This is a genomic window from Corynebacterium sp. LK28, from assembly GCF_014335105.1.
In the GTDB taxonomy this organism is placed as follows: Bacteria; Actinomycetota; Actinomycetes; order Mycobacteriales; family Mycobacteriaceae; genus Corynebacterium; species Corynebacterium macclintockiae.
On record NZ_PDGZ01000014.1, the window covers coordinates 17069 to 30716 of the forward strand.

Here is a 13648-nt window from a genome sequence, read left to right on the forward strand (position 1 = left end):
GCTCATGGTTGATCACGCACGTGCTGCCCGCATGGCAAAGCGCATTCAGCAGATTGTCGCTACCGCCATCGAGCGGCAGATCAAAGATCCGCGCCTGGAGTTCGTGACCATCACGGACACGCGGCTGACGGGCGACCTGCACGATGCAACGGTGTTCTACACAGTCCGCGGCAAGACCGTGGACTCGGAGCCGGACACCGACGCAGCTGAGGCCGCCCTGGCCAAGGCGAAGGGGCAGCTGCGCAAGATCGTCGGCGACCAGCTGAGCGTGCGCTTCACCCCGACGCTGAGCTTTAGCCTAGACACGGTGCCGGAGGCCTCCGCGCACTTCGAGGAGCTGCTTGCCCGGGCGAAAGCCCAGGATGCGGCTCTGAAGGAGCAGTCCGCCGGCGCACGTCCGGCAGGCGACGAGGACCCGTACAAGGCATAGTGACTAAGCACTCTGACACCGGCCAGGCCGATGCCCGCACAATTGTGGGGCTGGCCTGGCCGGCTCTCGTTGTACTGGCGGCCACACCGCTGTATTTGCTGCTGGATACGGCCGTCGTGGGACGGTTGGGCGCGACAGATCTGGCGGCGCTGGCTGCCGGCGCGACGGTGTTGAGCACCGTCACTACGCAGCTGACGTTCCTTTCCTATGGCACGACCGCCCGTGCGGCCCGCCACTATGGGGCCGGGCGCCGCTCCGCCGCGATCTACGAGGGCGTGCAGGCCACCTGGGTCGCCGTGGCCGTGGGAATGCTGCTGGCCGGGGTTGTTTTCGCCTTCGCGCCGTCGATCATGGGGTTCTTTTCTAGTGACGCCACCGTGGTCTCCGAGGCGACGACGTGGATGCGGGTGACCTGCGCGTCGATCATCCCGGCGCTGTGCACCATGGCGGGGAACGGTTGGTTGCGCGGCATGTCGAACACAAAGCTGCCGCTGTGGTTCACGCTTGCCGGGGTGATTCCGATGGCGGTGATCGTGCCGTTGTCGGTGAAACACTTCGGGCTTGTCGGTTCGGCGTATGCGAATGTGTTGGGGGAGTCCATCACCGCCGTGTGTTTCCTTGGGGCGCTGGTTGTGTACTGGCGGGCGGAGGGGGACGGGAAGTCCCTGGCGCCGAACTGGACCGTGATTAAGTCACAGCTGGTCATGGGGCGGGATCTGATCCTGCGCAGCCTCAGCTTTCAGGTCGCCTTTATCTCCGCCGCGGCGGTGGCCGGGCGCATGGGGCCGGCTCCGCTGGGTGCCCATCAGGTGCTGCTGCAGCTGTGGAACTTCCTGACGTTGGTGCTGGATTCCGTCGCCATCGCTGCTCAGGCGTTGGTGGGTGCGGCGCTGGGCGCGGGGTCCTATGCGACGGCCCGCAAGGTCGGCGTGTCCGTGCTGCGCTTTTCGGTCGGCGCCAGCCTGTTGCTGGCCGGTGCGCTGGCGGCGGGTGCGCACGCGATCCCGCGGATCTTCACGTCCGATGCCGACGTTCTGGCGACGATCGGCGGCCCGTGGTGGCTGCTGGTGTTGCTGGTGCTGGCCGGGGGCGTGGTCTTTGCCCTGGATGGGGTGCTGCTCGGGGCCGCGGATGCCGCGTTCTTGCGCACCGCGACGATCGCTTCCGTGTTGGCGGGGTTCATACCTTTGGTCTGGTTGTCCTGGATCTTCGGCTGGGGTTTGGTCGGCGTGTGGTGGGGCCTGTTTGCCTTCATTTTGATCCGTTTGGCCTTTGTCTGTCAGCGCTTCGCCGGGGATGAATGGATGAACTAGGTCAGTAACTATTGTTGACTAGTGTTAAGCTTGTTAACAATTGTGACTTGATCTGGTGAAAGGGGGAGTGCGGCATGCCTCGCACGCTATGGGCCGTCAGCGATTTGCATGTGCGCGCCCCCGGCAACCTGGATCTGGTGCGCGAACACGTCCGCCCTACCAATGCGGGGGACTGGCTGATCGTCGCCGGGGACATCGCCGAGGATCTGGACTCTATCGAACGCACCCTTGGGCTGCTGCAAAGTAGGTTCGCACAGGTCATTTACACACCCGGCAACCATGAGCTCTTCAGCCGTACCAGCGATACCGTCCACGGTCGCGCGAAGTACGATGCCGTCATCGCCGCCGCGCAGCGCCTCGGGGTGCTCACCCCGGAGGATCCCTACCCGACGTTCGCGGGGCGCACGATTGTGCCGCTGTTTACCCTGTACGACCACTCGTGGCGTGATTCTTTAATGACGCCCACCGCCGCGCTGGCTGCCGCTCGCGACAAAGGCATCGTACTGATGGATGACCTGGCGATTGCCCCGTATGAGGACATAGCAATGTGGTGCCGCGATCGCCTGCGCTACTCGGTGCGCCGCCTATCGGCGGTGCGCGGGCCGACGATCCTGGTCAACCACTGGCCGCTGGTGCGTGAGGCCATGCAGAACGTTCGGCACCAGGAGATCGGCCTGTGGTCGGGCACGCGGCACACTCAGCAGTGGCCGCAGCGCTACCGCGCAGACGCAGTGGTTTATGGGCATTTGCATATTCCGGTAGAATTCTCGCTCGGCAATGTAACGCATACGGAGGTCTCCCTCGGTTACCCAAGGGAGAGGAAGGTGAGCCTTCCGCCCCGGTTAGAAAAATATTTGTGGCCCTACCCAGTTGTTACCGAGTAGAGACAAAACACGCAGAGGAGGTGACAGCATGATGTACCCAGCAACAACCACAGCAACAACAACCGCCATGCAGGACGCGGCAGTAGTGGAAAGCTTCGGCGCGGCTCAGTCGACGATCCCGCGCGGATTACTGCCTCACGGTGCGGCCTGCGCAGAGTTGCATAGCGCGCCGACCAAGCAGCCGGACTTGCAGTACTTCCAGTCTCTGCCTGTGGAGGAGCAGGCGCTGGTCGGCACCGCCGTGGATCGGCGCAAGGCCGACTTCGGCGATTCCCGCTGGTGTGCGCACCAGGCGCTGAAAAGCTTCATGGACGTCCAGCCTCCGATTCTGCGCGGCCCGCGCGGAATGCCTCTGTTCCCAGACGGCATCGCGGGATCCCTGACGCACACGGAGGGCTTCCGGGCCGCCCTGCTGGCGCCGACTCACCGCTGGCAGTCGGTGGGCATAGACGCGGAGGTTGCCCGCCCGTTGCCAGAAGGAGTGTTCTCCACCATCGCGCGTCCCGGAGAGCAGCGCCGGATCCGCAACACCATGCGCTCCGAGGACCTGCAGCTGCTGGATACCGTCTTGTTCAGCGCCAAGGAGGCCACCTACAAGGCCTGGTTCCCGCTGACCCACCGCTTCCTGGACTTCGACCAGGCGGACATCGACCTCCGCGCCGACGGCACTTTTACCTCCTACCTGCTGGCGCGTCCGGTTCCGGTGCCTTTCATTCAGGGGCGGTGGACCATCCGCAACGGATACGTCATCACCGTCACGGCCGTTCCGGCCAACTAGTCCATTCCCGCGGGGCGCGCGACGAAGACGCTGGCGGCCCGCTTGCCCTTTTCTTCGACCAGAGCGATCGCCCGACCCGACGGGGTCACCGCCGCGTGCACGCCCTTGCGGCCGACGGGCTGTAGCCATTTGCCCAGGGACAGGTCGACCCCCTCCGACTCGCTGACCTCGCGCACGTCGAAACAGCGCACCATCGCTTCGTCCAGGTTGAGGGACAGCTGCGGAGCCTTCTCGAGCTGTTCCAGCGTGCGTGCCTCGGAGACGTCGAAAGGGCCCACCGACGTGCGCCGGAGCTGCGTCAGGTGGCCGCCCACGCCCAGGGCTTCGCCGACGTCCCGGGCAATCGCCCGGATATAGGTCCCACTAGAACAGTGCACTGAGATACGAACGTCGATGCAAGAGGTGGCGTCCACACCAAAAACAACATCGAGCACCTCCAGCGAGAAGATGGTGACGGGCCGCTCCGGTAGCACGACCTCCTGGCCTTCGCGGACGAGTTCGTGGGCGCGCTTGCCATCGATCTTGATGGAGGACACGGACGTGGGGCGCTGCATGATGTCGCCGCGCTGGGCATCAAAGGCTGCGTGGATGCGCTCTTCGGTCAGCGCTTCGAGGTCTGCGGGCGCGGCGGTGGACAGCACCTCACCCTCCGCGTCATCGGTGTGGGTCGCGGCGCCCAGGCGCACAGTTGCCTCGTAACGTTTATCGTGCGCGACGACGTGGGCCAAAAATTTTGTGCCTCTTTCGACGCCCACAACGAGCAGCCCCGTAGCCATGGGATCTAAGGTGCCCGAATGGCCCACCCGGCGCGTGCCCATGATCCGGCGAAGCTTGCCGACCATGTCGTGGGAAGTGGGGCCGGAGGGCTTATCCACCAGAACCACCCCGGAACGATCCAGGATTGAAGTGCCAGTGCGTTGATTCATACCCACACACTATCGGCTAGCATGCAACGTGTGAGTATCTGGTACGGACTGGACAGAATTCCCGAACACCTGGCCGCCGGCGGAACCGTCGTAACCATCGGCGTGTTCGACGGCGTGCACCGCGGACATCAAGAACTGCTGAAGCGAGCGGTCGAGCTCGCGCGCGAGCGGGGAGTGCCCAGCGTGATGTTCACCTTCGACCCGCACCCGACGGTGGTATTCCGCCCGGATGCCGTGCCGCCACTGCTGTCTACCGTGCGGCGGCGCGCGGAGCTGGCGCATGAGTACGGCATCGACCACGTGGTCGTCGTGTCCTTCACCAAAGAGATCGCTAGCTGGTCGCCCGAAGAGTACGTGGACACTGTGCTGGTGAAGCTGCTGAATGCCAAGGCAGTAGTGGTGGGGGATAACTTCACCTTCGGCCACAAGGCCGCCGGTACTTCCCAGACGTTGCAGGAGCTGGGTGAGGCCCGCGGCATGCGCGTCGACGTACTGGGGCTGCTGGAAGATGGCGACCATGTGGTGTGCTCGACCTGGATCCGCCAGGCGTTGGCCGCAGGCGATGTGGACGGGGCGAACGCGGCCCTGGGTCGCAGCTTCTGCGTATCCGGGGAAGTCACGCACGGCGCGGGGCGCGGCGGTCGCGCGCTGGGATTCCCCACGGCAAACCTGTACTTTGCGGAGAAGTACGCGCTGCCCGCGGATGGCGTGTACGCGGGCTATGTGACGGTGCTGCCGGGGCACGGAATTGCTGCGGGGGCACAGGTGGGAACAATGCCGGTGGGCGAGCGACTGCCCGCGGCAATCTCCGTGGGCACCAACCCCACCTTCGGCCACGAGCCGCGCAGTGTGGAGAGCTTCATCTTGGACCACGATGCCGACCTGTACGGGCTGGATATCGCCGTGGAGTTCATCCACCGTCTGCGAGGGATGGAGACCTATAGCTCCCTGGACGAGCTGATCGAGGCCATCAGTAGGGACGTCACCGAAACCCGCAAGGCGCTGGGATAGCGTTTGGGATTCCAGTTTTGGGATCTACGGGGAGTGCGTGCTAAACTCCCCAGGTCGAGCGACTGTGGTCTGCGGTAGTCGCTGGTTAAAACCTTTCGCGCAGACTGAAATAACTATCAAGGAGAAAAATCCATGGCACTGTCCAAGGAAAAGAAGACCGAAACTCTGAAGGAGTTCGGCCTGCACGAGACCGACACCGGCTCCCCGGAGGCTCAGATCGCCCTGCTGACCGTTCGCATCCGTCAGCTGACCGAGCACCTGAAGTACCACAAGCACGACCACCACTCCCGCCGTGGCCTGCTGCTGCTGGTTGGTCGCCGCAAGGGCCTGCTGAAGTACCTGGCAGAGAACAACGTTGACCGCTACCGCTCCTTGATCGAGCGCCTGGGGCTGCGCCGCTAAGCGCTATCCCCTCGGGAAACTTCCGCCCGCCACCTTTTGACGTCGCTACTGCGACGAGGTGGCGGGCGTTTGTGCTTTTCGTGCTAGTGTTGGTGCCGGTTAAAACCTAAAAAGCTAATTGAATATTCAACAGGCCACCACGGCGGCGTCGGCACCGAAGACCAGACGAACAACAGTGAGTGCCGTGGCGTGCTACGCAAGGTAACGCAGAAAGGCGATTGCGAAACTTCATCATGAGTACGAAGAAGCAGAACATTCAGGCAGAGCTCGTCGACCCGGATGCAGGGGTGTGGGAGGCAGAGGCCACCATCGACAACGGCGACTTTGGTACCCGCACCATCCGCTTCGAGACCGGGTTGCTGGCCCGCCAGGCCGACGGCGCAGTGACGGCCTACCTGGACGAGGACACGATGCTGCTGTCCACCACCGCCGCCTCCCGCCAGCCCCGTGAGGGCATTGACTTCTTCCCGCTGACGGTCGACGTGGAGGAGCGCATGTACTCCGTCGGCCGCATCCCGGGTAGCTTTTTCCGCCGCGAGGGTCGCCCGGGCACCGATGCGATCCTGGCCGCCCGCCTGATCGACCGCCCGCTGCGCCCGACCTTCGTCCGTGGCCTGCGCAACGAGGTGCAGGTCATTGTCACGGTTCTGTCGATGGATCCGAATGATCGCTACGACGCGCTGGCTATCAACGGCGCCTCCGCCTCTACGCAGCTGTCCGGCCTGCCGGTGTCCGGTCCAGTCGGTGGCGTGCGCATGGCGCTGGTAGTCGATGACAAGCACCCGGAGGGGCAGTGGGTCGCTTTCCCGACGCGCGAACAGGAAGAGAAGGCCATCTTCGAACTGGTCGTAGCCGGTCGCGTGACTGAGCCGGTGAAGCCCGCCCGGGGTCGCGGACGTGGCCGCGGCAAGGGCTCCAACAACGGGGCGCCGAACGTTGCCGTCATGATGGTGGAGGCCGGCGCTACCGATTCTGTTGTGGAGCGCATCGCCCAGGGCGCGCCCGCCCCGACCGAGGAGGTTGTGGCGCAGGGTATCGAGGCCGCCAAGCCGTTCATCGCCACTCTGTGTGAGGCGCAGGACGCTCTGGCGAAGGCTGTGGACGCCGAAACGCGTGAATTCGAGCTGTTCCCGCCCTATGGCGAGGACGTTTTCGCCTCGGTAGAGGCGGAGGCGCTCGACGCGCTGGAGGACATCATGGCTATCGCCGACAAGCAGGAGCGCGATGAGGCGCTGGCGGCGAACATGCAGGCCAACGTCGACCAGCTGCTGCCGGAGTTCCCGGAGCGAGAGGCCGAGATCCGCGCGGCGCACAACGAGATCACCAAGACGGTGGTGCGTCGCCGCATCCTGGAGGATGGTTTCCGCATCGACGGCCGCGACAGCACCACCATCCGCGACCTGGGCATTGTCGTGCAGCTGATCCCGCGCGCCCACGGCTCTGCTCTGTTCGAGCGTGGCGAAACCCAGATTCTGGGCGTCACCACGCTGGACATGCTGAAGATGGAGCAGCAGATCGATTCGCTGGGGCCGGAGACCACGAAGCGCTACATCCACCACTACAACTTCCCGCCGTACTCCACGGGTGAGACCGGCCGCGTGGGCTCCCCGAAGCGCCGCGAGATCGGCCACGGTGCGCTCGCGGAGCGCGCATTGACGCCCGTCATTCCCAGCCGTGACGACTTCCCGTACACGATCCGTCAGGTCTCTGAGGCTCTGGGCTCCAACGGCTCGACCTCCATGGGCTCCGTGTGCGCCTCGACCTTGAGCCTGTACAACGCTGGCGTGCCGCTGAAGGCGCCGGTGGCGGGTATCGCCATGGGTCTGGTTACCGGCAAGGTCGGCAAGTCCGGCAAGGACAAGTACGTCACCCTGACGGACATTCTGGGCGCGGAGGATGCCTTCGGCGACATGGACTTCAAGGTGGCCGGCACCGCCGACTTCGTCACCGCATTGCAGCTGGATACCAAGCTGGACGGCATTCCGTCTGACGTGCTGGCCGAGGCTTTGCAGCAGGCCCGTACCGCACGCCTGGAGATCCTGCAGCTGATGGGGGAGGCCATTGACTCTCCGGATGATATGAGCGATCTGGCTCCGCACATCACCAGCATCAACATCCCGCAGAACAAGATCGGTGAGGTCATCGGCCCAAAGGGCAAGACCATCAACCAGATCACCGAGGAGACCGGTGCGAACATCACCATCGAGGATGATGGCACGGTATTCATCTCCGCGATCGGGGGAGAGGCTGCCCGCGAGGCGGAGGAGAAGATCAACGCTATCGCGAACCCGCAGCAGCCGAAGGTGGGCGACCGCTTCCTGGGAACCGTCGTAAAGACCACCGCTTTTGGTGCCTTCGTTTCCCTGCTGCCGGGCAAGGATGGCCTGATCCACATCTCCAACCTGGGTGGGGATCGCCGCATCGAGCGCGTGGAGGACGAGGTCTCCGTCGGTGACAAGCTCGAGGTGGAGATCGCGGACATCGACAACCGCGGCAAGATCTCCCTGGTACTGGTGGACGAGGACTAGTTCAGAACTAGCCGAGAAACTAGCCACAAACTAGCTGGAAAGAGTGATTTCTTTATGACTCGCATTGGTGTTTTGGGCGCTCGCGGCCGAGTAGGCAGCGCAGTGGTTGCCGCCGTTGAGGCAGACTCGAACCACGAGCTGGTCGCCGCCATCGACCACGGCGATGATTTGCAGGCGCTGGTGGATAACCAGGCAGAGGTCGTGGTGGACTTCACCGTGCCGGATGCCGTCATGGGCAACCTGGAATTCTGCATCAAGAACGGCATCCACGCGGTCGTGGGCACCACGGGCTGGACTGAGGAACGCTTCGAGACCGTCCGCGGTTGGCTGCAGCCCTCCCCGGAGGTCGGCGTGCTGGTCGCCCCAAACTTCGCAATCTCCGCCGTGCTGACCATGAAGTTCGCGGAGATCGCCGCGCCCTTCTTCGAGTCCGCCGAGGTAGTGGAGCTGCACCACCCGAACAAGGTCGATGCACCGTCGGGAACTGCGGTGCACACCGCGGAGGGCATTGCGCGCGCTCGCAAGGCCGCCGGTCTTGCCGAGCAGCCGGACGCCACCACGCAGTCCCTCGATGGGGCTCGCGGCGCTGACGTGCAGGGCGTGCCGGTGCATGCCGTGCGCATGACCGGAATGGTTGCCCACGAGCAGGTCATCTTCGGCACCAAGGGGCAGACCCTGACCCTGAAGCAGGATTCCTACGACCGAGAGTCCTTTGTGCCGGGCATCATGATCGGCGTGGAAAAGATCGGCGCTAACCCGGGCCTGACCATTGGGCTGGAGAAGTTCCTGGGCCTTGATGGCAGCACGGACGGCGGTGCTAAGGCCTAAGCACATGGCTACCGTTGCACCCCTACAGATCGACCTGGTCGGCCACACCGACTTCCAATCGGTGGAGGATCTGGAGTGGCAGACAGATGCCACGGGCGGCGCCGCCCTGGTCGAGTTCGCAGGTCGCGCCTGCTACGAGACCTGGGACAAGCCCAATCCGCACACCGCGACCAACGCGGCCTATGTGCGCCACATCATGGATGTCGGCCACACGACGCTGCTGGAGCACGCCAGCGCCTCCATGTATCTGCGAGGCGTTTCGCGTTCCTGCTCCCACGAGATCATGCGGCACCGGCACTTCAGCTTCAGCCAATTGTCGCAGCGCTATGTCCCTTCCGATGAAGCACGGGTCGTGGTTCCGGAAGCGATTGAGGACAACGAGGATCTGAAGAAACTGTTCCTCCAGGCTGCGGACGTTGCCTATGACGCCTACCGGGAGATCCTGGACGGCTTGGGCGAGGACTTCGCGGAAGAGCCTAATGCAGTGCTGCGCACCAAGCAGGCCCGCCAGGCCGCCCGTGCAGTCCTGCCGAACTGCATCGAAACCCGCTTCGTCATGAGCGGTAACTTCCGCAGCTGGCGGCACTTCATCGCCATGCGGGCAGCGGAGCATGCAGATCCGGAGATCCGCCGGATCGCAGTGGCCTGTCTGCGCAAGCTACAGGCCGTAGCGCCGAACGTCTTCGAGGACTTTTCGATCACGCAGTTGCACGATGGCGGGGAGATGGCGACGAGTCCCTATGTGGGTGAATCCTAAAACTAAAACCGCAACGCATCGGACATTGCACCCAAATACGTGCGTTTCTCGGGAAGGAAGGTAGTCTGGGAAGTCATGAGTACAGGTAACGCAGCAACAAGGGGATCCGCGCATTTCGGAACTATCTCTCTTGCGATGGTGACCCCCTTTAAAAAGGACGGTTCCATCGACTTGGATGCGGGTGTGGCTCTAGCCGGCCACCTCGTGGAAGAGGGCTGCGATTCTTTGGTCTTGGCCGGAACCACCGGAGAGTCTCCCACTACGGGTGCGACCGAGAAGCTTGACCTGCTCAGAGCAGTACGATCCGAGCTCGGTGATCGCGTAAAGCTCATCGCCGGAAGCGGATCGAATGATACCGCTGCCACTGTCGAACTGTCCCGCGCTTCGCAGGACGCTGGTGCTGATTCTCTGCTGGTTGTGACTCCTTACTACTCCCGTCCCAGCCAGGAGGGGCTCTATCAGCACTTCACGACCGTTGCGGACGCCGTGGATATTCCCGTCTGCGTCTACGACATCCCTTCCCGTTCCGTCGTTCCGGTAGAGCCGGAGACCCTGCACCGACTGGCTGCGCATCCACAGATCGCAGCCGTGAAGGATGCCAAGGGTGACCTGGCCGCAGCCATGGAGCTGATCGAGAACACCGACCTGGCATGGTACTCGGGCGATGACCCGCTGAACCTGCCGTGGTTGGCCGCTGGTGCCACGGGCTTTATTTCCGTGATCGGTCACGTAGCGGCCCGACAGCTGAAGGAACTGAGGGATGCTTTTGACGCCGGGGATCTTGCCACGGCTCGCAGCATCGCTGTGCGACTGCAACCTCTGCAGAAGGCACAGGCACGGCTCGGAGGCGTGACTTTCGCAAAGGCAGCTTTGAAGCTTAAGGGGAAGGACGCGGGTGCGCCCCGTCTTCCCATTATCGAACCGACAGCCGCTGAGATGGATCAGCTGGCTCAAGACCTGCAGGCAGCAGGGGTATAGGGAAAATATGACTGAACAACGTTCCCGAGGCCGTAAGGTAACTCGGAAGGCAGCTCCGCCGAGCGCTGAAGCGGAAGCACAATCGGACAACACCGCTGTCTCTAACACTGAGGCTGCGACGGTTTTCAACGACGGTGGCGTCGCTCATAACGACGGCGCTAACAACAGCGCCGATGCTGGCAACGACAACGGCAACGGCAAGAACGACGGCGGCAACAACAACGCTAAGAACAACGGTGGCGGCAACCGCAACCGTAACCGCCGTTCCCGTGGCCGGGGTCGCGGTGGCAACGGCAACAACGGCAACAACAACGGCAACAACAACGGCCGGGGGCGCAACAACCGCGGTGGCGACCGTCGCAAGGGTGCGCTGAAGGCAATGCAGGGTGCGGACCTGACACAGCGTCTGCCGAAGCCACCAAAGCAGCCTAAGGGCAGCCTGCGCATCGTCGCTCTGGGTGGCATTTCCGAGATCGGCCGCAACATGACCGTCTTCGAGTACGACGGTCGCCTGCTGATTATCGACTGTGGTGTGCTCTTCCCGAGCTCCGGTGAGCCGGGCGTGGACCTGATCCTGCCGGACTTCAGCTACCTGGAGGACAAGTGGGACCGCGTCGAGGCTCTGGTTATCACCCACGGCCACGAGGACCACATCGGCGCAATCCCGTGGCTACTAAAGCAGCGCGCGGACATTCCGATCATCGCCTCCCGCTTCACCTGCGCCCTGATCGCGGCTAAGACGCAGGAGCACCGCCAGCGTCCGAAGCTGATCGAGGTGGATGAGAACTCCCACGAGAGCCGCGGCCCATTCGACCTGCGCTTCTTCGCCGTGAACCATTCCATCCCGGACTGCCTGGGTATTGCCCTAAAGACCGGCGCTGGTCTGCTGGTTCACACCGGCGACATCAAGATGGACCAGACCCCGCTGGACGGTCGCCCGACCGATCTGCCGGCGCTGTCCCGCTTTGGCGACGAGGGCGTGGATCTGTTCCTGTGTGATTCCACCAACGCGACCACCCCGGGTATATCAGGCTCGGAGGCTGACATCGCCCCGACGCTGAAGCGCCTGGTGCGCGACGCAAAGCAGCGCGTGATCATCGCCTCCTTTGCCTCGAACGTCTCCCGCGTGCAGTCCGCTGTGGACGCTGCGGTGGCTGCCAACCGCAAGGTGGCCTTCAACGGACGCTCCATGATCCGCAACATGGAGATCGCAGAGCGCATGGGCTACCTGAACGTGCCACGCGGTACCATCGTCTCCATGGACGAGGCCTCGAAGATGGCTCCGCACAAGGTCGTTCTGATTACCACCGGTACCCAGGGCGAGCCGATGGCGGCTCTGTCCCGCATGGCGCGCCGCGAGCACCGCCAGATCACCGTCCGTGATGGCGACCTGATCATCCTGTCTTCCTCCTTGGTTCCAGGTAACGAGGAAGCTGTGTTCGGCGTGATCAACATGCTGTCCCAGATCGGCGCGACGGTTATCACCGGCCGCGATGCGAAGGTGCACACTTCCGGCCACGGTTACTCCGGTGAGCTTTTGTTCCTGTACAACGCTGTCCGCCCGCGCAACGCCATGCCCGTGCATGGCGAGTGGCGCCACCTGCGCGCCAACAAGGAGCTGGCGATCAGCACGGGTGTGAACCCGAACAACATTCCGCTGGCGCAGAACGGCGTGGTCGTGGATCTACACAAGGGTCACGCGAAGGTCGTTGGCCAGATCACCGTCGGCAACCTCTACGTCGACGGCACCCGCATGGGTGACATCGACAGTGGCGTTCTGGAGGACCGCACCGCGATGTCGGAAGGTGGTTTGATCTCCATCACCACCGTGATCGACAACCGCACTGGTCGCCCACTGGAGGCACCGAGCGTGCAGGCCAAGGGCTTCTCCGACGATGCCCGCGACATGCTAAAGGAAATCCAGGAGAAGGTCGACAACGTGATGATCGACCTGGCCGGCGAGGGCGAGAATGACCCGTACCGCATGGCGCAGGTTATCCGCCGCAAGGTGGGCAAGCTGATCTCCGACAAGTGGAACCGTAAGCCGATGATCGTGCCGACCGTGGTTCCGATGAGCTCCGAGATCGTCGAGGAACTCGACGAAGAGGACTCCCGCGAGTCCATCTAGCGAGCCGCTTTTTCGCTACGCTGGGGTGCCATGGACAATCGCACCATGAGCACCTCCCAGTCCGAACGCGAAGCGCTCGCTAACCTGCTGCAGCAGTCCGGACCCGATGCACCTACGCTCTGCGAGGGCTGGTCCACTCGCGACCTCGCCGTTCACCTCGTTATCCGCGAGTATCGCCCCGACGCTGCAGCGGGGCTTTTCTTCAAGGGGCTCGCAAACCGACTGGATTCCGTCAGCCACGACTATGAATCCAAGCCATTTGGTGAGCTGGTCGAGATGTACCGCAGCGGTCCGCCTGCGTGGAACCCGATGCGCCTGGCAGACAAGTATGCCAACCTCGCCGAGAACTTCATCCACCACGAGGACGTGCGCCGCGGGGGAGGGGAGGGCACGCCGCGCGACTTACCGCAGTCTGCCCGGGATGACCTGTGGAATGCGGTGAAGATGATGGCTAAGTTCTTCCTGCGTTCCTCGACTATCCACGTAGTCCTGGAGCGCACGGATGCCGCCACGCCGACCGTCGCCCGCGCCGGAGCTGATTCTTCCTCCGACGAGGTGCGGGTGAAGGGTGGCTCCGGGGAGCTCTTGTTGTGGTTGTACGGTCGCGATAGCGTTGCCGAAGTCACCTTGACCCCGGAGGATCCAGCTACAGTAGACCGCATAGGTCGCCACGTTTTTTAACTCA

13 protein-coding genes are annotated in these 13648 nt (G+C 63.5%); 12 read left to right on the forward strand and 1 reads right to left on the reverse strand.

Annotated elements, in window-relative coordinates; translation table 11 throughout:
* Window positions 1–4: 4 nt before the first annotated feature.
* The 4 genes from rbfA to CRD15_RS08215 all read left to right on the forward strand — a co-directional run bounded on the left by rbfA (window position 5) and on the right by CRD15_RS08215 (window position 3405).
* Complete coding sequence (rbfA, locus tag CRD15_RS08200; protein ID WP_034970610.1) at window positions 5–430, forward strand: 30S ribosome-binding factor RbfA; 426 nt, start codon at window positions 5–7, stop codon at window positions 428–430.
* Window positions 430–1743 (forward strand): MATE family efflux transporter, encoded by a 1314-nt coding sequence (locus CRD15_RS08205; protein WP_034982064.1) that lies wholly within the window; start codon window positions 430–432, stop codon window positions 1741–1743. Before rbfA ends, CRD15_RS08205 begins: the two co-directional genes overlap by 1 nt.
* A gap of 74 nt (window positions 1744–1817) precedes the next feature.
* Window positions 1818–2627 (forward strand): metallophosphoesterase, encoded by an 810-nt coding sequence (locus tag CRD15_RS08210; RefSeq protein WP_187402335.1) that lies wholly within the window; start codon window positions 1818–1820, stop codon window positions 2625–2627.
* A 67-nt stretch (window positions 2628–2694) separates the two neighbouring features.
* Complete coding sequence (locus CRD15_RS08215) at window positions 2695–3405, forward strand: 4'-phosphopantetheinyl transferase superfamily protein (protein ID WP_155269868.1); 711 nt, start codon at window positions 2695–2697, stop codon at window positions 3403–3405.
* Here CRD15_RS08215 and truB read toward each other — a convergent pair.
* Window positions 3402–4331: a tRNA pseudouridine(55) synthase TruB gene (gene truB, locus CRD15_RS08220; protein WP_035008263.1), complete on the reverse strand. Its 930-nt coding sequence runs from the start codon at window positions 4329–4331 to the stop codon at window positions 3402–3404. The two genes, CRD15_RS08215 and truB, sit on opposite strands and share 4 nt — an antisense overlap.
* Window positions 4332–4361: 30 nt before the next feature.
* Between truB and CRD15_RS08225 the strand changes: the two genes are divergently transcribed.
* The 8 genes from CRD15_RS08225 to CRD15_RS08260 all read left to right on the forward strand — a co-directional run bounded on the left by CRD15_RS08225 (window position 4362) and on the right by CRD15_RS08260 (window position 13644).
* The gene (locus tag CRD15_RS08225; protein ID WP_187402336.1) at window positions 4362–5342 is read left to right on the forward strand and encodes a bifunctional riboflavin kinase/FAD synthetase; all 981 of its coding nucleotides are present in this window, start codon (window positions 4362–4364) and stop codon (window positions 5340–5342) included.
* Between the two features lie 132 nt (window positions 5343–5474).
* On the forward strand, window positions 5475–5744 hold the full coding sequence (gene rpsO, locus CRD15_RS08230) for a 30S ribosomal protein S15 (RefSeq protein WP_034970619.1): 270 nt from the start codon (window positions 5475–5477) through the stop codon (window positions 5742–5744).
* Between the two features lie 233 nt (window positions 5745–5977).
* Entirely contained in the window at window positions 5978–8272 is a 2295-nt protein-coding gene (locus CRD15_RS08235; protein WP_034972904.1) for a polyribonucleotide nucleotidyltransferase, read from the forward strand.
* Window positions 8273–8326: 54 nt separating this feature from the next.
* Entirely contained in the window at window positions 8327–9100 is a 774-nt protein-coding gene (dapB, locus tag CRD15_RS08240; protein WP_034972902.1) for a 4-hydroxy-tetrahydrodipicolinate reductase, read from the forward strand.
* Window positions 9101–9104: 4 nt separating this feature from the next.
* A complete protein-coding gene (thyX, locus tag CRD15_RS08245) occupies window positions 9105–9857 on the forward strand; it encodes an FAD-dependent thymidylate synthase (protein WP_034972900.1) in 753 nt (250 codons plus the stop codon).
* A gap of 75 nt (window positions 9858–9932) precedes the next feature.
* On the forward strand, window positions 9933–10835 hold the full coding sequence (gene dapA / locus CRD15_RS08250) for a 4-hydroxy-tetrahydrodipicolinate synthase (RefSeq protein ID WP_034970625.1): 903 nt from the start codon (window positions 9933–9935) through the stop codon (window positions 10833–10835).
* Window positions 10836–10842: 7 nt separating this feature from the next.
* A complete protein-coding gene (locus CRD15_RS08255) occupies window positions 10843–12963 on the forward strand; it encodes a ribonuclease J (RefSeq protein ID WP_187402337.1) in 2121 nt (706 codons plus the stop codon).
* A 45-nt stretch (window positions 12964–13008) separates the two neighbouring features.
* Entirely contained in the window at window positions 13009–13644 is a 636-nt protein-coding gene (locus CRD15_RS08260; RefSeq protein ID WP_034976162.1) for a TIGR03085 family metal-binding protein, read from the forward strand.
* Window positions 13645–13648: the final 4 nt, after the last annotated feature.

Excerpts from the sequence above, each read along its gene's own strand:
- rbfA (WP_034970610.1), top strand. The coding sequence starts at position 5 with ATGGTTGATCACGCACGTGCTGCCCGCATGGCAAAGCGCATTCAGCAG.
- CRD15_RS08210 (WP_187402335.1), top strand. The coding sequence starts at position 1,818 with ATGCCTCGCACGCTATGGGCCGTCAGCGATTTGCATGTGCGCGCCCCC.
- CRD15_RS08215 (WP_155269868.1), top strand. The coding sequence starts at position 2,695 with ATGCAGGACGCGGCAGTAGTGGAAAGCTTCGGCGCGGCTCAGTCGACG.
- truB (WP_035008263.1), bottom strand. The coding sequence starts at position 4,331 with ATGAATCAACGCACTGGCACTTCAATCCTGGATCGTTCCGGGGTGGTT.
- rpsO (WP_034970619.1), top strand. The coding sequence starts at position 5,475 with ATGGCACTGTCCAAGGAAAAGAAGACCGAAACTCTGAAGGAGTTCGGC.
- CRD15_RS08235 (WP_034972904.1), top strand. The coding sequence starts at position 5,978 with ATGAGTACGAAGAAGCAGAACATTCAGGCAGAGCTCGTCGACCCGGAT.
- dapB (WP_034972902.1), top strand. The coding sequence starts at position 8,327 with ATGACTCGCATTGGTGTTTTGGGCGCTCGCGGCCGAGTAGGCAGCGCA.
- thyX (WP_034972900.1), top strand. The coding sequence starts at position 9,105 with ATGGCTACCGTTGCACCCCTACAGATCGACCTGGTCGGCCACACCGAC.
- dapA (WP_034970625.1), top strand. The coding sequence starts at position 9,933 with ATGAGTACAGGTAACGCAGCAACAAGGGGATCCGCGCATTTCGGAACT.
- CRD15_RS08255 (WP_187402337.1), top strand. The coding sequence starts at position 10,843 with ATGACTGAACAACGTTCCCGAGGCCGTAAGGTAACTCGGAAGGCAGCT.
- CRD15_RS08260 (WP_034976162.1), top strand. The coding sequence starts at position 13,009 with ATGAGCACCTCCCAGTCCGAACGCGAAGCGCTCGCTAACCTGCTGCAG.